The sequence below is a fragment of the Streptomyces kebangsaanensis genome (assembly GCF_001906585.1).
GTDB classification, from domain to species: Bacteria; Actinomycetota; Actinomycetes; order Streptomycetales; family Streptomycetaceae; genus Streptomyces; species Streptomyces kebangsaanensis.
On sequence record NZ_JUJA01000136.1, the window covers coordinates 1 to 18,366 of the forward strand.

Genomic DNA, 18,366 nt, shown 5'->3' on the forward strand with positions numbered 1-18,366 from the left:
GCCAAGCGCGCCGAGTATCCGCGTTTCAAGAGCCGGAAGAAGTCCCGGCAGTCGGCCGAGTACACCCGCTCCGCCTTCAATTGGCGCGACGGACGGCTGACACTGGCGAAGATGGCCGAGCCGCTGGACATCCGCTGGTCCCGTCCTCTGCCGGAGGGTGTGGAGCCCACGACGGTGACGGTGTCCCGCGATGCTGCGGGCCGCTGGTTCGTGTCCCTGCTGTGCGAGGACACCATCGCGTCGGCCCCCGCCCCGGATGCGGCGGTCGGCATCGACGCGGGCATCACGTCCCTGGTGACCCTGTCGACCGGGGAGAAGGTCGCCAACCCGAAGTACGAGCGCCGCGACCGCGCCCGGCTGGCCAAGGCTCAGCGGGAACTGTCCCGCAAGGCCAAGGGCTCGAACAACCGGGCCAAGGCCCGCCGCCGCGTGGCCCGCGTCCACGCGCGGATCGCCGACCGGCGGCGGGACTTCCTCCACAAGCTCACCACTCGGCTCGTCCGTGAGAACCAAACGGTCGTGATCGAGGACCTCACCGTCCGCAACCTGCTGAGGAACGGCAGGCTCGCGCGCGCCATCTCCGACGCGTCGTGGGCGGAACTGCGCTCCATGCTGGAGTACAAGTGCGCCTGGTACGGGCGCGAACTCGTCGTGATCGACCGCTGGTTCCCGTCCAGCAAGCTGTGCGGGGCCTGCGGCACGGTTCGCGGGAGGCTGCCGTTGAACGTCCGCGAGTGGACGTGCGCGTGCGGCACGGTGCATGACCGCGACGGGAACGCGGCACGCAACATCCTGGCCGCCGGGCTGGCGGCGTCTGCCTGTGGAGACGGTGTAAGACCTCAACGGGAGTCCTCCCGGACGGGGCGGTCGTCGGCGAAGCAGGAAACCCGGCGGGCGACCGCTGGAATCCCCCGCCTTCAGGCGGGGAGGAGGTCAACGTCTGCCTTCCTGGTCGGGGACGGGTCGAGGCTGACAGGCACCACTGACATCGGGCCTGACATCTGCGGGTTGTTGTCTGACGTCGACGAGGACGCCGACCGACGCGGGAACGTCACGGAAAATCTCCGGCTCATGACACCCACTCTGCTGAAAGGGTGAACACCTGGCAGGTGAATGCAACTCACGCACTCAAATGAGCGGCATGTGAACACCAGGGGGCGAGATGCTCCTGCTTTGCAGAGGGATATGTGCCTCTGGGCCGGGCGTCGAGGGGCGTGGGGCGTGTCCCACGATGTGGTGCAGAGGACCAAGCCCTTCGCGTTCCGGTCCGAGGTTCGTGGCGTTCCCCGGGGAAGTGGCAGCCCGCGAAGTGTCCCGTTGAGACGGACCGGACACCCGATCCGGAGGAGCCGACCGTCCCCCCACCTGCGGACTCCGGCGCCTTGATGCCCTGCTCCACCTGGCGGGACACCATCAGAGCCTGACCATGGTGACACCGCGAGAGCAGAGACGCGGAAGCCCGGTTTTGAGGCCTGGGCTCTCCCGTGTGCGGCACAGGGACAGGGCCACAGCGTCAGGGAATGTAGGTGACGTGGCTTGAACGCCTCGGCGCCGTAGGCGGCGATGGTGGAGCGCAGCGCGCTGACCGCGTCCTTGTTCACGCAGGCGTCGAGTTTGGAGGCGGGCGAGAGCAGGGAGGTGGGCAAGCCGCCGCTTGGCTCCGCAGCCGCCGTACGCTGCTCTCCGGCAGGCATTCCGGATTGCTGACGAAACGAGGGCAGCGTGGCCGCGTACGGTGGCGGCGTGGCAAACGAACACCTGGGACGGACCCTGCGCCGCTTGCGTCGTCTGGCCGCCCTGACACAGGAGGAACTGGCTGAGCGCTCCGGCGTGTCCGTCGACGTGGTCCGCCAACTGGAACAGGGCCGCAAGCACTCGGCACGACTCCCCACGCTGCACGCGCTGGCCAACGGTCTGGGCGTGGAACTGACCACGCTCCTGGGTGACCCCCCGGCGGTCGCGGCGACCGGGGAGAATGACGGGCCGCGCTTCGTCGCAGTGCGTCGGGCCATCATGCCCGCGCTCTGGGGACTGCCGCCGGAGCCGACCGGCCCCGGCTTCTCCCTTGACCGTCTGCGAGAGCAGATCGCGGACAGGTGGTCGCAGTACCACTCAGCCGAGTTCGACACGGTGATGAAGACCCTTCCCGACCTGATCACCGAAGCGCGTTCCGCCACGGTGTCGGGGGGCGGCGACGACCGTAGGGCCGGTTTCACCGCGCTGGGCAAGGTGCTCCAGCTCGCCGGACACGTCGCCGTACGCATGGGCAAGACGGACCTGGCCCTGACGAGCCTCGAACGCGCCATAGAGGCAGCGCAGCAGTCCGACGATCCGCTGCTGGCCCCCATGATCGTGAACTCTGTCGCCTGGACCTACCAGCGGCAGGGCCGCCTGGACGACGCGTTGCACATCGCCCTGTGCGCGGCAGAGGCCACCGAAGAGGGCGGGCATACGGACACGGCCGACGGGCTGAAGGTGTGGGGTGCCCTCACCATGAGTGCCGCCACGTCTGCTGCCCGGAGCGGCGACTACGAGCGCGCGGCGGAGATGATGGCCGAAGCGGAGACAGCCGCCGCTCGCGTCTCCAAGCTCCCCCCGGGCGGCGACAACCGTATGGTCAGTGTCTTCAGTCCGTCGTCGGTCCGCATTGAACGCGTTCGCCTGGCCGTGCAGTACGGCCACCCCCACGACGCCTTGGCGTTGGCCAAGGGGATGAGGCTGAGCAAGGACACCCCGCCCTCCTGGCGGACATGGCTTCTGCTGGACGTGGCCCGAGCGCACACGGACATCGGGGACGCGGCCGGAGCAGTGAAGGCGCTGGAGTCGCTGCGCCGAGTTGCGCCGACATGGATGCGGCACCACACCTTGGCCGTGGCCATCGTGCGCGACTTGTGGACGCTTCCCAACCGCCCGCCGGGGCTACGGTCGTTGGCAGAGTTCCTGGGTGTCGGCGAATAGCGTCCTGAAACTGGGACGCTGTGCCCCCGTCAGCGTTCCTGGCTTCTCGCTTTCATGAGCGGACAGCGCCCGGCGGCCGCGCGAACGGCCTTGGGGCTCGACCGATCCGAGAGAGCAGACCGACACATGCCGCAACCTACAACGCGGGTACGCTCCACCGGCTGTCCGGGCTACAGCGAGACTTTGCCGCGCGAGCCCGGGAGCGCCGTCACCGCGCGTCGCCTGGTGCGTGTTGCCTGCGCCGCGTGGGGGCTGGAAGAGCTGGCCGAGGACGGTGCCCTGATCGTTTCCGAGTTAGTGGCGAATGCCGTGCAACATGCGCGGAGTTCGCACATCCGGGTCACGATTTCCCGGTTCGAGGCGGCGAGGGTGCGCATCGGCGTTGTCGACAGGTCGAAGGGGCTCCCGGAGCTCCGGGAGCCAGGCAGCGAGCATGAGAGCGGGCGCGGTCTCGCGCTCGTGGAGGGGGTGGCGAGGGACTGGGGTGCCGATCTGCTGCCGTGGGGCGAAAGGGTGTGGGCGGAGCTCCATGGGAAGGAATGCGGATGAGTCCGGAGCGGAACCCCTGGGTGGGCGACCTGTCACAGACATGCTGTGACTGGACCGGCCTGCGTGGGAAGGGAGCCTCAGCCGCGTTCCGAGGACCGGCTCTCGCAGCCTGTCACCGCACGCGGCTCCCGCGGCTCTCACGGCCGTACCAGCAGCTGGAAGTCGAACGCGTACCGGGACGCGCGGTACACGTGCCGGGCGTACTCCACCGCCCGGCCCGTGTCGTCGTACGCCGTGCGCTCCATGGTGAGCAGGGCGGCGCCTTCCTTTTCGTCGAGGCGGGCGGCCTCCTCGGCGGTGGCTCCGCGGGCGCCGATGGTCTGGCGGGCGCTGTGCAGGGTGATGCCGGCCGAGCGCATCATCCGGTACAGGCCGGTCGACTCCAGCCGGGCGGTGTCCGCTTCGAGCAGCGTGGCCGGCAGGTGGTTGCACATGTACGCCACCGGCTGGCCGTGCGTGAACCGCAGCCGCTCCAGCACCGTCACCTCGCCGCCCTCGGTGAGGCCGAGCGCGGAGGCCACCTCGGCGGTCGCGGGCACGCGCTCGTTGCGCAGCACGCGCGTGGTGGGGCCCTGCCCGGCCGTCTCCAGGTCGTCGTAGAGGCTGCTGAGCTCCAGGGGGCGCCTGACCTTGCTGTGCACCACCTGCGTGCCCACCCCGCGCCGCCGGACCAGCAGCCCCTTGTCGACCAGGGACTGGATGGCCTGGCGGACCGTGGGGCGGGACAGGCCCAGGCGTACGGACAGGTCGATCTCGTTGCCCAGGAGGTCCCCCGGGGCGAGGATTCCGCGCTCGATCGCCGCTTCCAGCTGCTGGGCGAACTGGTAGTACAGCGGCACCGGACTGCTCCGGTCCAGGGCGAAGTCCAGGGAATCGAGCGCGGAGACGGTCACGGCACGGGAGCGGTCACCGGTCGTCGCCACGGGGTACCCCCTTCGGGTCGGGTGAGGCGTTGCGCGGCTCCAGGCAGCCTGCCGGCGGGGGGCGTTCACAGGTGGTGGCGGCGGGCGGCCACCTCGCGGTCGTAGCGCTCGCGGGCGGTCACGGCGGCCTCGCGGGAGGCCACCTCGGCCACCGGTACGTCCCACCAGGCCTCGGCCGGGGGAGCGGCCGGGGCCGCACGCTCCACGTCCGTCTCGACGTACACGCACGTCGGGCGGTCGGAGGCGCGGGCCGCGCGCAGCGCCTGGCGCAGTTCGCCCACCGTCTTGGCGCGCAGCACCTCCATGCCGAGGCTGCCGGCGTTGGCGGCGAGGTCCACGGGCAGCGGGGCGCCGGTGAAGGTGCCGTCGGCGGCCCGGTAGCGGTAGGCGGTGCCGAACCGCTCGGCGCCCACCGACTCCGACAGGCCGCCGATGGAGGCGTACCCGTGGTTCTGGATCAGGACCATGTTGACCGGCAGGCCTTCCTGGACGGCCGTGACGATCTCCGTCGGCATCATCAGGTAGGTGCCGTCGCCGACCAGAGCCCACACCGGTGTGTCCGGCGCGGCCTGCTGCACGCCGATCGCGGCCGGGATCTCGTAGCCCATGCAGGAGTAGCCGTACTCCAGGTGGTACTGGCGCGGAGAGCGGGCCCGCCACAGCTTGTGCAGGTCCCCGGGGAGCGAACCGGCCGCGTTGATCACCACGTCGTCGTCGCCCACGACCGCGTCCAGCGCGCCCAGCACCTGCGTCTGCGTCGGTACGGCGCTGTCGTCGTCCGCGCGGTACGCCGCCTCGACCATCCGCTCCCAGCGCTCCTTGCCGGCCCGGTACTCGTCCTCGTACCCGGCGGCCACGCGGTGCCCGGCCAGCGCCTCGGTGAGCGCCGTGAGCCCCGCCCGCGCGTCGCAGACGAGCGTCGTCGCCGCCAGCTTGTGGGCGTCGAACGCGGTGATGTTGAGGTTGAGGAAGCGGACGTCCGGGTGCTGGAAGAGGGTGCCGGAGGCGGTGGTGAAGTCGGTGTAGCGGGTTCCGACGCCGAGGACCAGGTCCGCGGTGCGCGCGAGGTCGTCGCTCACGGCCGTGCCGGTGTGGCCGATGCCGCCGAGGTCGGCCGGGTGGTCGTGGCGCAGCGAGCCCTTGCCGGCCTGGGTGGAGGCGACCGGGATGCCGGTGGCGTCGGCGAACGCCTTCAGCGCGTCCTCGGCCCCGCTGTGGTGCACGCCGCCGCCCGCGACGATCAACGGGCGCTCGGCGGCCCGTACGGCCCGTACCGCCTCGGCGAGTTCGGCCGGGTCGGGAGCGGGGCGCCGTACCCGCCACACCCGTTCGGCGAAGAACTCCTCGGGCCAGTCGTACGCCTCCGTCTGCACGTCCTGGGGCAGGGCGAGGGTGACCGCGCCGGTCTCGGCCGGGTCGGTCAGGACCCGCATCGCGTTCAGCGCGGAGGGGATCAGGGCCTCGGGGCGGGTGATCCGGTCGAAGTAGCGGGAGACCGGGCGCAGGGTGTCGTTGACCGACACGTCCGCCTCCACCGGGTGCTCCAGCTGCTGCAGCAGCGGGTCGGCGCTGTGCGTGGCGAAGTAGTCGCCGGGCAGCAGCAGCACCGGCAGGCGGTTGATGGTGGCCAGGGCGGCGCCGGTGACGAGGTTGGTGGCGCCCGGGCCGATGGACGTGGTCACCGCCTGCGTGGACAGGCGGTCGCGCTGACGGGCGTAGCCGACCGCCGCGTGCACCATCGCCTGCTCGTTGCGGCCCTGGTGGAACGGCATGACGTCCTCGCCCGCCTCCACCAGCGCCTGTCCGACGCCGGCCACGTTGCCGTGGCCGAAGATGCCCCAGGTGCCGGCGATCAGCCGGTGCCGTACGCCGTCCCGTTCGGTGTACTGGGCGGCGAGGAACCGCACCAGCGCCTGGGCGACGGTGAGACGGGTCGTGGAGTGACTCATCGTGGACCTCACTGGGACGACGGAGCGGAAGGGGAGGACGGAGCGGAAGGGGCGGTGTACAGGGGCAGCCGGGGGTCGACGGGCTGTCCGGGCCAGGTGTCGCGGATCCAGGCGTGGTCGGGGTGGTCGCAGATCAGCCAGGCGCGCTCGGCCTCCGGGCCGGCCATGACGTTGAGGTAGTACATGTGGTGGCCGGGCACGGCCATCGACGGCCCGTGCCAGCCGTCCGGGATCAGGACCACGTCGCCGTCGCGCACCTCGGCCAGCACGTCCGTCTCCCGGCCCGGCCCGGACGGGGAGACCCGCTGGTAGCCGAGGCCGGGGGTGCCGTCGTGGGCGGCGAACTCGAAGTAGTAGATCTCCTCCAGGACCGACTCCTCGCCCGGCCGGTGCTCGTCGTGCTTGTGCGGCGGGAAGGAGGACCAGTTGCCGCCCGGGGTGAGCACCTCCACGGCGATGAGCTTGTCGCACTCGAAGACGCCTGCCGCGCCGAAGTTGTTGACCTGGCGGGAGCAGTTCCCGGTGCCGCGCAGCTCCACCGGTACGCCGGAGGCCGGGCCGTAGCGGGCGGGCAGGCGGCGGGTGCAGCGGGCGCCGGTGAGCGCGAAGCGTCCGCCGCCGGTGGAGGAGACGGTCGTACGGGCGTCGCGCGGCGCGTACGCGAAGTCGCTCACGCCGCTGAACACGCTGTCGCGGCCGGTCAGCCGGAAGGTCCGGGCGCCGGAGTCGTCGGTGGCGTCGACCGTGCAGCCGCCGCTGAGCGGCAGCACGATCCACTCGCTGTCGCCGGTGTCGAAGGTGTGCGACCCGCCCGGCGGCAGCTCCAGCACGCGCAGGCTGGAGTGGCCCCAGCCGGCGGACTCGGGGCCGACGTCCACGACGTAGGGGCCGCCGAGTGCCTTGCCGGCGGGGAGGTGGTAGGGGCTGGTCACGGAGTGCCTCCTTGTCACGGCGGGTACGGCGGGTACGGCGGGCTCGGGTACGGCGCTTTCGCGTGCGGAGGGCTCGGTCACAGCATGCCCACGGCGGTGTCGACCGCGGTCTCCACACTGCCCTCGGCCGGGTACAGCAGCGACCGGCCGACGACCATGCCCTGGACGGTGGGGAGCCTGAGGGCCTTGCGCCAGCGCTCGTAGGCGCCCTCCTGGTCGCGGCCGACCTCGCCGCCGAGCAGCACGACCGGCAGCGTGGAGGTCTGCAGCACCTCGGCCATGTCGTCCGGGTCCTTCGTGACGGGCAGTTTCAGCCAGGTGTAGGCGGAGGTGCCGCCCAGGCCCGAGGCGATGGCGATGGAGCGGGTGACCGCCTCGGCGGACAGGTCGTTGGAGACCTTGCCGTCGGCCCGGCGGGAGATGAACGGCTCGACGAAGACCGGCAGCCGCAGCTCCGCCATCTCGTCGACGGCCCGCGCGGTGGACTCCATGGTGGCCAGCGACCCCGGGTCGTCGTAGTCGATGCGCAGCAGCAGCTTGCCCGCGTCGAAGCGGAGCCGGGCGATGTCGCGGGCCCGGTGGCCGGTGAAGCGGTCGTCCATCTCGAAGGACGCGCCCGCGAGGCCGCCGCGGTTCATCGACCCCATCACGACCTTGCCGTCGAGCGCCCCGAGGAGCAGCAGGTCCTCCAGGACGTCGGCGGTGGCGAGCACCCCGTCGACGCCGGGCCGCGACAGCGCGACGCACAGCCGTTCGAGCAGGTCGGCGCGGTTGGCCATGGCGAGTCTGCGGTCACCGACGCCGAGCGCACCGCGCGCGGGGTGGTCGGCGGCCACGATCATCAGCCGGCCGCTGTCGCCGATCAGTGGGCGGCGCACCCGGCGCGCGGCCGCCTCGGCGACGGCCTCGGGATGCCGGGCCCGTACCGCGGTCAGGTCGGGGATGCTGAGAGTCAAGACGAAGCTCCGTTCAGGGAGTTGCTCGCGCGAGGAGGTCGTCGACCTCCGCCTCGGTGGGCATCGCGGAGGAGCAGGCGAGACGGGAGGCGACGAGGGCGCCGGCGGCGTTGGCGTACCGCATGGTCCTCGTCAGGTCCCAGCCGGACAGCAGGCCGTGGCAGAGCGAGCCGCCGAAGGCGTCGCCCGCGCCGAGGCCGTTGACGACCTCGACGGGCACCGGCGGGACCTCGGCGCGGGTGCCGTCGCGGTGCACCGCGAGGACGCCCTTGGGGCCCTGCTTGACGACGGCCAGCTCCACACCGGCCGCCAGCAGCGCCTCGGCGCAGGCCTCGGGTTCGCGCACCCCGGTGGCGACCTCGCACTCGTCGACGTTGCCGACGGCCACGGTGGCGTGCCGCAGCGCCTCGGCGTAGTACGGGCGGGCCTGGTCGGGGTCGCGCCAGAACATCGGCCGCCAGTCGAGGTCGAACACCGTGGTGCCCGCCTTGCCGCGCGCTTCGAGCGCGGCCAGCGTGGCGGAGCGGCTGGGCTCCTCGCTCAGGCCGGTGCCGGTGATCCAGAAGATCCGGGCCGCCCGGACGGCGGAGAGGTCCAGCTCGTCGGTGTGGATCTCCAGGTCCGGGGCCTTGGGCCGGCGGTAGAAGTACAGCGGGAAGTCGTCCGGCGGGAAGATCTCGCAGAAGGTCACCGGGGTCGGGTACTGCGCGACCGGCGTGACCCAGCGGTCGTCGACGCCGAAGTCCTTCAGCGCCTCGTGCAGATAGGCGCCGAAGGGGTCGTCGCCGGTGCGCGTGATCACCGCGGAGGAGCGGCCGAGCCGGGCCGCGGCGACAGCCACGTTGGCGGCCGAACCGCCCAGGAACTTGCCGAAGGTCTCCACCTGTGCCAGGGGGACGCCGGACTGCAGGGGATAGAGGTCGACGCCGATGCGTCCCATCGTGATCAAATCGAAAGGCTGAGCCGACTCGGCCATGTGCGAAGCTCCTTGAGCTGGGCTGGGTGCGGTTCCCAGGGGGCCTCGCGACGGTGCGGACGCGAATCCCGGGGCCTGTCGTCTCCCAGATGTAGGACTCCGAGGGCCACACTGTCAATAGTTTGTACTTACATTCGGACTAGCTCCTGAGCTGATGTCTTAACAAAGTATTGACAGCGGACGCGTCAGCGGATTGGATCCGGTCCCAACGCAACAGCCGCGCAAGCGGCACACGGCCCGGATCCGTCCTTACCGGCTCCCGGCCACCGGAACGTCCCGATTCCTTCCTTCCCCGTAACACAATGAGGTGCAGGACAGATGGACCGCCGCTCTTCTCGCTCCCGCAGACTTGCCCCCGCCGTGGCCGTGGCCGCGGCAGCGGCCCTGACCCTCGCCGGCTGCTCCAGCGGCTCGGGGGGAAAGAAGTCCGAGGAGGGCGGGAGCGCCACCTCGGCCGGCAAGGCCACCACGCCCCGGATGACGGTCGCGCTGGTCACGCACCAGGGCCCCGGTGACACCTTCTGGGACATCGTCCGCAAGGGCGCCGAGGCCGCCGCCGCCAAGGGCAACATCAAGCTCGTCTACTCCGCCGACCCCAACGCCGGCAACCAGGCCAACCTGGTGCAGAACGCGATCGACCAGAAGGTCGACGGCATCGCCGTCACCCTCGCCAAGCCGGACGCGATGAAGAGCGTCCTGGCCAAGGCCGAGAGCGGCGGCATACCCGTGGTCGGCCTCAACTCCGGCATGGGCGACTGGCAGGAGCTCGGCCTGATGTCGTTCTTCGGCCAGGACGAGTCCGTGTCGGGCGAGGCGTTCGGCAAGAAGCTCAACGAGGTCGGCGCCAAGAAAACCGTCTGCGTCATCCACGAGCAGGGCAACGTCGGCCTGACCCAGCGCTGCGACGGCCTGAAGAAGACGTTCAAGGGCTCCACCCAGATCCTGTACGTCAACGGCACCGACATGCCGTCGGTGAAGTCGACCATCACCGCCAAGCTCAAGCAGGACAGCGGCATCGACTACGTGGCCACCCTGGGCGCCCCCATCGCCATGACCGCGGTGCAGTCGGTGGGCGACGCCGGCAGCAAGGCGAAGATCGCCACCTTCGACCTCAACAAGGACCTCACCGGCGCCATCCAGAAGGGCACCATCGAGTTCGCCGTCGACCAGCAGCCCTACCTGCAGGGCTACCTCGCGGTCGACTCCCTGTGGCTGTTCAAGAACAACGGCAACTACAGCGGCGGCGGCGAGCAGCCGGTGCTGACCGGCCCCGCCTTCGTCGACAAGGCCAACGTCGACAAGGTCGCCGCGTTCGCCGCGAAGGGCACTCGGTGAGCGACATGACCCAGCAGGCCGCGCCGGCGGTGGCCACACCGCCGGCTCCCGGCTCCCGGCAGACCGACGGCCGCACCGCGCGGCGTTCGCCGGCGCTGCGGCTGCTCGCCCGCCCCGAGGTGGGCGTCTTCCTCGGCGCCGTCGCCGTGTTCGTCTTCTTCCTCGTCATGGCGCCACCGGTGCGCGACGGCGGCTCGATGGCGAACATCCTGTACCAGTCCTCGACCATCGGGATCATGGCGCTCCCGGTGGCCCTGCTGATGATCGGCGGCGAGTTCGACCTGTCGGCCGGCGTCGCCGTGATCACCTCGGCGCTCACCGCCAGCATGCTCAGCTACCAGCTGACGATGAACATCTGGGTCGGGGTGATCGTCGCCCTGGCCGTCTCGCTCGCGGTCGGCCTGTTCAACGGCTGGATGCTCGTCAAGACCGGACTGCCGAGCTTCCTCGTCACCCTGGGCACCTTCCTGATCCTCCAGGGCGTGAACCTCGCCGTGACCAAGCTGGTCACCGGCAACGTCGCCACCGACGACGTCAGCAACATGGACGGCTTCGACCAGGCCAAGGCGATCTTCGCGTCGTCCTTCGAGGTCGGCGGCGCGACGGTGAAGATCACCGTCGTGTGGTGGCTGGTCTTCGCGGCCCTGGCCACCTGGGTGCTGCTGCGCACCAAGTACGGCAACTGGATCTTCGCGGTCGGCGGCAACAAGGAGTCCGCCCGCGCGGTCGGCGTCCCCGTCACCTTCACCAAGATCAGCCTGTTCATGCTGGTCGGCTTCGGCGCCTGGTTCATCGGCATGCACCAGCTGTTCTCCTTCAACACCGTGCAGTCCGGCGAGGGCATCGGCCAGGAACTCATCTACATCGCCGCGGCCGTCATCGGCGGCTGCCTGCTCACCGGCGGCTACGGCTCCGCGATCGGCCCCGTCTTCGGCGCCTTCATGTTCGGCATGGTGCAGCAGGGCATCGTCTACGCCGGCTGGAACCCCGACTGGTTCAAGGCCTTCCTCGGCGTGATGCTGCTCGGCGCCGTCCTCATCAATCTGTGGGTCCAGCGCACGGCGACCCGGAGGTGACCGACATGACCACCGACAACACCACGGCCCACGGCGCCGCCCCGAAGGACACCCCGCCCGAGGGGGACCGGCCCGTCGTCGAACTCCGCGGCGCCGGCAAGTCCTACGGCAACATCCGCGCCCTGCACGGCGTCGACCTCGCCGTCCACTCCTCCAGGGTCACCTGCGTACTCGGCGACAACGGCGCCGGCAAGTCCACCCTCATCAAAATCATCTCCGGGCTGCACCAGCACACCGAGGGCGAGTTCCTCGTCGACGGCGAACCGGTCCGCCTCTCCAGCCCGCGCGAAGCCCTCGCCAAGGGCATCGCCACCGTCTACCAGGACCTCGCCACCGTCCCCCTCATGCCGGTGTGGCGCAACTTCTTCCTCGGCTCCGAGCTGACCCGGGGCCCCTGGCCCGTACGCCGCCTCGACATCGCCCGCATGAAGAAGACCGCGGACGAGGAACTGCGCAACATGGGGATCGTCCTGGACGACCTGGAACAACCCATCGGCACCCTCTCCGGCGGCCAGCGCCAGTGCGTGGCCATCGCCCGCGCCGTCCACTTCGGCGCCCGCGTCCTCATCCTGGACGAGCCCACCGCCGCCCTCGGCGTCAAGCAGTCCGGAGTCGTCCTGAAGTACATCGCCGCAGCCCGCGACCGCGGCCTCGGCGTCATCTTCATCACCCACAACCCCCACCACGCCTACATGGTCGGCGACCACTTCAGCGTGCTGCGCCTGGGCACCCTCGAACTCTCCGCCGCGCGCAGCGAGGTCACCCTCGAGGAGCTGACCAACCACATGGCCGGCGGCGCCGAACTCGCCGCCCTCAAGCACGAGTTGTCGCAGGTCAGCGGCGTCGACGTCGAGGAGCTCCCCGAGGCGGAGGACCTCGCCGCGCCGACCGCGCCCGCACCCGCACCGGCATCTTCGGAAGGGAAGTCCTGACATGGCCCCCGTGCTGGACCGCATCCGGGTCGGCTCCGCCCCCGACTCCTGGGGCGTCTGGTTCCCCGACGACCCCCGACAGGTGCCCTGGCAGCGCTTCCTCGACGAGGTCGCCGAGGCCGGCTACTCCTGGATCGAACTCGGCCCCTACGGCTACCTGCCGACCGACCCGGCCCGGCTCACCGACGAGGTGGACAGGCGGAACCTGAAGGTCTCGGCGGGCACGGTCTTCACCGGCCTGCACCGCGGCCCGTCGGTGTGGGAGTCCACCTGGGAACACGTGAGCCAGGTCGCCGCGCTGACCCGGGCGATGGGCGCCGGGCACCTCGTGGTCATCCCCTCCTTCTGGCGGGACGACAAGACCGCCGAGATCCTGGAGGCGCCCGAGCTGACCTCCGAGCAGTGGGGACACCTGGCCCGGGGCATGGAACGGCTCGGCCGCGAGGTCAAGGAGACGTACGGCCTCGACATCGTCGTGCACCCGCACGCCGACACCCACATCGACACCGAGCCCCACGTCGAACGCTTCCTGGACTCCACCGACTCCGGCCTGGTCAACCTGTGCCTGGACACCGGGCACTACGCCTACTGCGGCGGCGACAGCGTCAAGCTGATCGAGACCTACGGCGAACGCATCGGCTACCTGCACATCAAGCAGGTCGACCCGGACATCCTCGCCGAGGTGGTGGCGAACGAGGTGCCGTTCGGACCGGCGGTCCAGCGCGGCGTGATGTGCGAGCCGCCCGGCGGCGTACCGGCGCTGGAACCCGTCCTCGAGGCCGCGCAGAAGCTCGGTGTGGACCTGTTCGCGATCGTCGAGCAGGACATGTACCCGTGCGAGCCGGACAAGCCGCTGCCCATCGCGGTGCGCACCCGCAAGTTCCTGAGGTCCTGCGGGGCCTGACCATTCCGAGGGGGGACCACCATGGCCCGGTCATCGAAGCCACCGACACCACCGACGTCATCGACGTCATCGCCTCTGAACGTCGTCGTCATCGGCGCCGGCCGGATGGGCGCCGACCACGTGCGCCGCATCCACGAGGTCATCAGCGGTGCCCGGGTGAGCGCCGTCGTCGACGTCGACGCGGAACGCGCCAAGGACGTCGCGGCCCGCTTCGAGGGCTGCACCGCCCACACCGACCCGGCCGCGGCGATGGCCGCGGCCGACGTCGACGCGGTGCTCATCGCCTCACCGGGCGAGGCCCACGAGGCCGCCCTGCTCGCGGCCCTCGCCCGCGACCTGCCCGTTCTGTGCGAGAAGCCGCTCACCCCGGACGCCGCCTCCGCCCTGCGCGTGCTCGAAGCCGAGCGGAGACTGGGCCGGCGGCGCATCCAGGTGGGCTTCATGCGGCGCTACGACGCCGAGTACCTCAAGCTCGAACAACTCCTGCGAACAGGCCAGCTGGGCCGCCCCCTGCTGCTGCACCACCGCCACCGCAACGTGGCGAGCCCGCCCGGCTGGACCAGCGACATGCTGATCAGGGACTCGGTCTCGCACGAGATGGACGTCACCCGCTGGCTGCTCGGCCAGGAGATCACGGCGGTGACGGTCCTGCGCCCCACCCCGTCCGGAAACGCCCCGGGCGGCATCCAGGACCCGCAGTTCGTGATCTTCGAAACCGACGGCGGGGCGATCGCCGACGTGGAGATCTTCGTCAACTGCGGCTTCGGCTACCAGGTCCAGGCCGAGGTCGTCTGCGAACGCGGCACGGCCCGCGTCGGCGACGGCCACGCCATGATCACCCACATGGCCGGCCGCTGGGGCGGCACCGTCGCCCAGGACTACCTCGAACGCTTCGCCGCCGCCTACGACCGCGAGGTCCAGGCCTGGGTCGACGCCACCCGCCGCGGCAGGGTCACCGGCCCCACCGCCTGGGACGGCTACGCGGCGGCCGCCGTCTGCGAAGCGGGCGTACGGTCCCTCACGGAGGGCGGCCGGGTGGAGGTGGACCTGGTGGAACGCCCGACGCTGTACGGGTGATGTCCCCGCGGCCGCGCTAAAGTCGGGGCCGTACGGCAAGCACGAGCGTCGGCAGGCGGGCGCGTCCTCGACGAGGAGCCGCATCATGAGCACAGCGCGTGACCTGATGATCACCGCCCTGGACAGGAAACCGAGCCGCCCGCTGGAGCGCGGGGACCTCTCGCTGGCCCTGGCCGGCGCCGAGGCCCACGACCTGCTGCGGGCCGAGGCCCTGACCCTGGACGGAGACCGCATCGTCCCACGGCTGCAACCGGAACTCGGCGACCGCCTGCTGGACGAGGCCGCCTCCTCACTGCTGCGGCAGGTGCCGTACGAACCCCTCCAGGACTGGCTCTGGCGCCGCGGCCGTGGCCTGACCTCGGCGTACCTGGCCGCCCTGGAGCAGGAGGGTCAGCTCGCCTGGGCACGCGTCCGCTGGCTGCCCCTCCGCGGCGGCCGCCCGGTCCTCACCGACACCGAGGCCCGACGCCGCGCGGCCTACCGCTGGGCGGCCGACGAACCGGTCCTCCTCACCCTGGCGGCGGCCGTCGGCATCCGCGACGAGCCGGCCGGCGAGGAACCCGGCGTCACGGACGACGCGACCCTCACCGTCCTCGCCTCCGTCCACGACGCGCTGATGGAACTGGAGGCGGTACGCCAGCGCCGCGCCATCGAGGAGGCGGCGTTCGCGAACGTGTGGCGGGGGGCGTAGGGCGGGTCAGCGGCCAGGGGCGAGGGCTTGGCGCCGGTTTTCGTTCGTGCCCCCGGCTTCGGGGATCGTGGTCCGGACCGTGCCGGTGGTGGCGAAGCGCCGGCGATAGGCGGTGGGGGTGACGCCGAGGTGGCGGACGAAGACGCGGCGGAGCGTTTCGTCGCTGCCGAATCCGCTGTGCCGGGCCGCCGAGGTGACGCTGTGCCCGTCGAGGAGGAGCTGTCGGGCGCGGTCGAGACGGACCCGCTCGACCCAGCGGGCGGGGGTGGTGCCCAGTTCGGTGTGGAACAACCGGGTCAGGTGCCGGGTACTGACGGCCGCGGCGCGGGCCATGGACGGCAGACCGTGATCAGCGGCAGGATCGGCCAGCACGGAATCGATCAGGGTACGCAGCAGGCCGTTGCGCGCGGGCGGAGCGGTGGCCGTGGTGAATTGCGACTGCCCGCCCGGACGCTGCAGGAAGACGACCAGTTCGCGTGCGATGCGGCGGGCCGCGTCGGCTCCGTGGTCGTCCTCGACGAGGGCCAGTGTCAGGTCGATGCCCGCGCTGATACCCGCGGAGGTGATGAACCGCCCGTCCCGGACATGGATCGCGTCCGGCTCGACGCGTACCCGGGGATGACGGCGGGCGAGTGTGTCGGCGTGCCGCCAGTGAGTGGCCGCCCGGCGCCCGTCGAGCAGACCGAGTTCGGCGAGGACGAAAGCACCGGTGCACACCGAGGCGACCCGCGTTGCCCGCGCGGCCACGGCGCGGGTCGTCGCCAGCAGCTCCGCGTCCACCGGCTGCTCGGCCAGGCAGTCACCTCCGGCCACGAGCACCGTGTCGACCCGGCCGGCTTCGGTCGCCGTCATGGTGCCGCTCAGCGGCATCCCGGTCGAGGTCCTGACCTCTCCACCGCACGCGGAGATCAGGACCGGGTCGTAGTGATGGCCAAGCCGGTTCGCTTGGTGCAGGACCTCCGCGGGGCCGCTGACGTCCAGCATGGTCACACCGTCGAACACCACGAAGCCCACGCGATGCGTCATGTCTGAATCTGTGGCTTCTCTGTCAGGAAGGACATGGCGCCATGGTACGGGCCCGACGACCCTGGAAGGGAGGACGGATCTCCGAGACGAGGAAGTGGAGAGAGAACATGGGCGAGACGATCGCAGGAGTGCGCATCCCGGACAGCGCTCTGGCACGGGAGGCGACCGAACTGGTCCGTGAGGCAGCCTCACCGCTGCTGTTCGACCACTCCCGGCGCGTGTTCCTCTGGGGATCGCTGCGCGGGCGCGAACAGGGGCTTCGGTTCGATCCGGAGCTGCTGTACGTCGGGGCGATGTTCCACGACCTGGGACTGACCGAGCGGTTCCGCCGCACCGACCAGCGCTTCGAGATCGACGGTGCCGACGAGGCGCGGCGGTTCCTGCACGCCCACGGCGTCACCGGCGAGGAGGCCGACCGGGTCTGGACGGCGATCGCCCTGCACACCACGCCGGAGATCCCGCTGCACATGGCCCCCGAGATCGCCCTGGTCACCCGGGGGGTCGAACTGGACGTGCTGGGCATCGGCTACCACGCGGTCTCCGACGAACAGCGCGCGGCCGTGGTGACCGCCCACCCCCGCCCGGACTTCAAGAACCGGATCCTGGCCGCGTTCACCGAGGGCATCAAGGACCGCCCCGAGACGACGTTCGGCAACGTCAAGGCCGACGTACTCGCCCACTGCGTGCCCGGATTCGTCCGCGGTGACTTCGTCGAGGTCATCAAGAACTCCGCCTGGTCCGAGTAGCCCCCGGCCCCTCGACGGACGAGGACCGACGGGAGTCCCCGCCCTTCGGGGCGGGGAGCACGTCGAACGCCGGTGATTTCGATTCCACTGGTTCGACTTGTGTCGTTGTGGACGCCCGGACGGGTCCCCAGGTGGTAGTCGGAGGGCTACTGGACGGCATTCGACCGATAGGGCGGAGACCGTCCGAGAGCCCGCTGCCCGCTGCCCGCTGCCCGCTGCCCGGTGACCGGTCACCGCATAGGCTGACGACGTGTCCCGGGCGCAGCGCACCACCGCCCCGCCGCCGCGGCCGCCCATGACCGGGCAGACCGTCTGCGGTGCGGGTGCCCGCAGTCCGCTGCGGACCTTCCTGCGGACCGAGACCGGCAGCGCCGCGGTGCTGTTCGTCGCCGTGGTCGCCGCGCTGGTGTGGGCCAATGGGGCGGCCGGTACGTACGAGGCGTTCTGGCACACCCGGGTGTCGTTCAGCGCCGGCTCGGCCGGGGTCTCCCTGGAACTGCGGGAGTGGGTCAACAGCGGGCTGATGGCGCTGTTCTTCTTCGTCGTCGGTCTGGAGGCCCGCCGGGAGTTCGACATCGGGGAGCTCAGAGAGCGCAGAAGGCTCGCGCTGTCGGCGATCGCCGGGGTCAGCGGCATGGCCGTACCCGTGGCGATCTACCTCGCCGTCAACGCGGGCCACGGCACCGCTCGGGGCTGGGGCGCGGCCATGTCCACCGACACGGCCTTCGCGCTCGGCCTCCTCGCCGTGTTCGGCTCCCGGCTGCCCGGTGGCCTGCGCGTCTTCGTCCTGGGCATGACGGTCGCCGACGACTTCCTCGCCCTCGTCGTCATCGCCTTCGCCTACAGCGGGACCATTTACGTGCCCGCGCTGCTCACCGCGCTCGGCGTCCTCGCCGTTCTGATCGCCCTGCGCGCGGCGGGTGTACGGATCTCCGTCGTGTACGCGCTGCCGGCCCTGGTCCTGTGGGGCGCGCTGCTGCGCTCCGGCGTGGACCCGGTGGTCAGCGGGCTGATCATGGGCCTGCTGACCTACGCCCACCCGGCCCGGCGGCACGCCCTGGAACGCGCCAGCCGACTCTTCCGCCGCTTCCGCGAGCAGCCCACCCCCGAGCTGGAGCGCACCCTGCGCCGGGGCCTGGCCACCGCGCTGTCGCCCAACGAGCGGCTGCAGCGCATGTTCCACCCCTGGACCAGCTATCTGATCGTGCCGGTGTTCGCGCTGGCCAACGCCGGTGTTCCGCTCGGCGCGGACCGGATCGCGGACGCCTTCACCTCGCCGGTCACCGTCGGCATCGTGCTCGGCTACGTCCTGGGCAAGCCGATCGGCATCGTCGGT

Annotated in this window: 16 protein-coding genes and 1 pseudogene; 11 read left to right on the forward strand and 6 right to left on the reverse strand. The window is 71.2% G+C overall.

Annotated elements, in window-relative coordinates; genetic code table 11:
• The 3 genes and pseudogenes from RH94_RS19400 to RH94_RS19410 all read left to right on the forward strand — a co-directional run.
• Positions 1 to 918: pseudogene (locus RH94_RS19400) on the forward strand (RNA-guided endonuclease InsQ/TnpB family protein); the annotation flags it as partial.
• Between the two features lie 825 nt (positions 919 to 1,743).
• Positions 1,744 to 2,958 (forward strand): helix-turn-helix domain-containing protein, encoded by a 1,215-nt coding sequence (locus RH94_RS19405; RefSeq protein ID WP_073948858.1) that lies wholly within the window; start codon positions 1,744 to 1,746, stop codon positions 2,956 to 2,958.
• A 126-nt stretch (positions 2,959 to 3,084) separates the two neighbouring features.
• Positions 3,085 to 3,507, forward strand: a complete 423-nt coding sequence (locus RH94_RS19410) for an ATP-binding protein (RefSeq protein WP_073948810.1) — start codon at positions 3,085 to 3,087, stop codon at positions 3,505 to 3,507.
• A 137-nt stretch (positions 3,508 to 3,644) separates the two neighbouring features.
• Here the strand turns inward: RH94_RS19410 and RH94_RS19415 are convergent, their stop codons facing one another.
• The 5 genes from RH94_RS19415 to iolC form a co-directional block, all read right to left on the reverse strand.
• Positions 3,645 to 4,430, reverse strand: coding sequence for a GntR family transcriptional regulator (locus RH94_RS19415; RefSeq protein ID WP_073948811.1), 786 nt, complete (start codon positions 4,428 to 4,430; stop codon positions 3,645 to 3,647).
• Between the two features lie 65 nt (positions 4,431 to 4,495).
• On the reverse strand, positions 4,496 to 6,379 hold the full coding sequence (iolD, locus tag RH94_RS19420) for a 3D-(3,5/4)-trihydroxycyclohexane-1,2-dione acylhydrolase (decyclizing) (RefSeq protein WP_073948812.1): 1,884 nt from the start codon (positions 6,377 to 6,379) through the stop codon (positions 4,496 to 4,498).
• Between the two features lie 8 nt (positions 6,380 to 6,387).
• Positions 6,388 to 7,311 carry a 5-deoxy-glucuronate isomerase gene (gene iolB, locus RH94_RS19425; protein WP_073948813.1) on the reverse strand — a complete coding sequence of 308 codons (924 nt, stop codon included), beginning with the start codon at positions 7,309 to 7,311 and terminating at the stop codon, positions 6,388 to 6,390.
• Positions 7,312 to 7,388: 77 nt separating this feature from the next.
• On the reverse strand, positions 7,389 to 8,267 hold the full coding sequence (locus RH94_RS19430; protein ID WP_073948814.1) for a Cgl0159 family (beta/alpha)8-fold protein: 879 nt from the start codon (positions 8,265 to 8,267) through the stop codon (positions 7,389 to 7,391).
• A 13-nt stretch (positions 8,268 to 8,280) separates the two neighbouring features.
• Positions 8,281 to 9,243 carry a 5-dehydro-2-deoxygluconokinase gene (gene iolC, locus RH94_RS19435; RefSeq protein ID WP_073948815.1) on the reverse strand — a complete coding sequence of 321 codons (963 nt, stop codon included), beginning with the start codon at positions 9,241 to 9,243 and terminating at the stop codon, positions 8,281 to 8,283.
• A gap of 318 nt (positions 9,244 to 9,561) precedes the next feature.
• On the opposite strand from iolC, the gene RH94_RS19440 reads away from it, so the two are divergent.
• From RH94_RS19440 to RH94_RS19465, 6 genes are all read left to right on the forward strand, one after another.
• A complete protein-coding gene (locus RH94_RS19440; RefSeq protein WP_073948816.1) occupies positions 9,562 to 10,578 on the forward strand; it encodes a substrate-binding domain-containing protein in 1,017 nt (338 codons plus the stop codon).
• A gap of 5 nt (positions 10,579 to 10,583) precedes the next feature.
• Positions 10,584 to 11,654, forward strand: coding sequence for an ABC transporter permease (locus RH94_RS19445; RefSeq protein ID WP_073948817.1), 1,071 nt, complete (start codon positions 10,584 to 10,586; stop codon positions 11,652 to 11,654).
• Positions 11,655 to 11,659: 5 nt separating this feature from the next.
• Complete coding sequence (locus RH94_RS19450) at positions 11,660 to 12,586, forward strand: ATP-binding cassette domain-containing protein (RefSeq protein WP_073948859.1); 927 nt, start codon at positions 11,660 to 11,662, stop codon at positions 12,584 to 12,586.
• Between the two features lies 1 nt (position 12,587).
• Positions 12,588 to 13,490 (forward strand): sugar phosphate isomerase/epimerase family protein, encoded by a 903-nt coding sequence (locus RH94_RS19455; RefSeq protein ID WP_073948818.1) that lies wholly within the window; start codon positions 12,588 to 12,590, stop codon positions 13,488 to 13,490.
• 21 nt (positions 13,491 to 13,511) lie between these two features.
• Positions 13,512 to 14,567 (forward strand): Gfo/Idh/MocA family protein, encoded by a 1,056-nt coding sequence (locus RH94_RS19460; RefSeq protein WP_073948819.1) that lies wholly within the window; start codon positions 13,512 to 13,514, stop codon positions 14,565 to 14,567.
• Between the two features lie 85 nt (positions 14,568 to 14,652).
• Entirely contained in the window at positions 14,653 to 15,258 is a 606-nt protein-coding gene (locus RH94_RS19465; RefSeq protein WP_073948820.1) for a GPP34 family phosphoprotein, read from the forward strand.
• A gap of 6 nt (positions 15,259 to 15,264) precedes the next feature.
• On the opposite strand, the gene RH94_RS19470 is transcribed toward RH94_RS19465, so the two are convergent.
• Positions 15,265 to 16,284, reverse strand: a complete 1,020-nt coding sequence (locus RH94_RS19470; RefSeq protein ID WP_073948821.1) for a GlxA family transcriptional regulator — start codon at positions 16,282 to 16,284, stop codon at positions 15,265 to 15,267.
• Positions 16,285 to 16,391: 107 nt separating this feature from the next.
• Between RH94_RS19470 and RH94_RS19475 the strand changes: the two genes are divergently transcribed.
• Both RH94_RS19475 and RH94_RS43905 read left to right on the forward strand, forming a co-directional pair.
• Positions 16,392 to 17,030 carry an HD domain-containing protein gene (locus RH94_RS19475; protein ID WP_073948822.1) on the forward strand — a complete coding sequence of 213 codons (639 nt, stop codon included), beginning with the start codon at positions 16,392 to 16,394 and terminating at the stop codon, positions 17,028 to 17,030.
• A gap of 295 nt (positions 17,031 to 17,325) precedes the next feature.
• On the forward strand, positions 17,326 to 18,366 hold a 1,041-nt coding region (locus RH94_RS43905; RefSeq protein WP_234425892.1), incomplete at its 3' end, for a Na+/H+ antiporter NhaA.

What these genes read in the sequence shown, in the direction of transcription:
- RH94_RS19410 (WP_073948810.1), top strand. Translation starts at nt 3,085, where the DNA reads ATGCCGCAACCTACAACGCGGGTACGCTCCACCGGCTGTCCGGGCTAC.
- iolD (WP_073948812.1), bottom strand. Translation starts at nt 6,379, where the DNA reads ATGAGTCACTCCACGACCCGTCTCACCGTCGCCCAGGCGCTGGTGCGG.
- iolC (WP_073948815.1), bottom strand. Translation starts at nt 9,243, where the DNA reads ATGGCCGAGTCGGCTCAGCCTTTCGATTTGATCACGATGGGACGCATC.
- RH94_RS19440 (WP_073948816.1), top strand. Translation starts at nt 9,562, where the DNA reads ATGGACCGCCGCTCTTCTCGCTCCCGCAGACTTGCCCCCGCCGTGGCC.
- RH94_RS19445 (WP_073948817.1), top strand. Translation starts at nt 10,584, where the DNA reads ATGACCCAGCAGGCCGCGCCGGCGGTGGCCACACCGCCGGCTCCCGGC.
- RH94_RS19450 (WP_073948859.1), top strand. Translation starts at nt 11,660, where the DNA reads ATGACCACCGACAACACCACGGCCCACGGCGCCGCCCCGAAGGACACC.
- RH94_RS19455 (WP_073948818.1), top strand. Translation starts at nt 12,588, where the DNA reads ATGGCCCCCGTGCTGGACCGCATCCGGGTCGGCTCCGCCCCCGACTCC.
- RH94_RS19460 (WP_073948819.1), top strand. Translation starts at nt 13,512, where the DNA reads ATGGCCCGGTCATCGAAGCCACCGACACCACCGACGTCATCGACGTCA.
- RH94_RS19465 (WP_073948820.1), top strand. Translation starts at nt 14,653, where the DNA reads ATGAGCACAGCGCGTGACCTGATGATCACCGCCCTGGACAGGAAACCG.
- RH94_RS19470 (WP_073948821.1), bottom strand. Translation starts at nt 16,284, where the DNA reads ATGACGCATCGCGTGGGCTTCGTGGTGTTCGACGGTGTGACCATGCTG.
- RH94_RS19475 (WP_073948822.1), top strand. Translation starts at nt 16,392, where the DNA reads ATGGGCGAGACGATCGCAGGAGTGCGCATCCCGGACAGCGCTCTGGCA.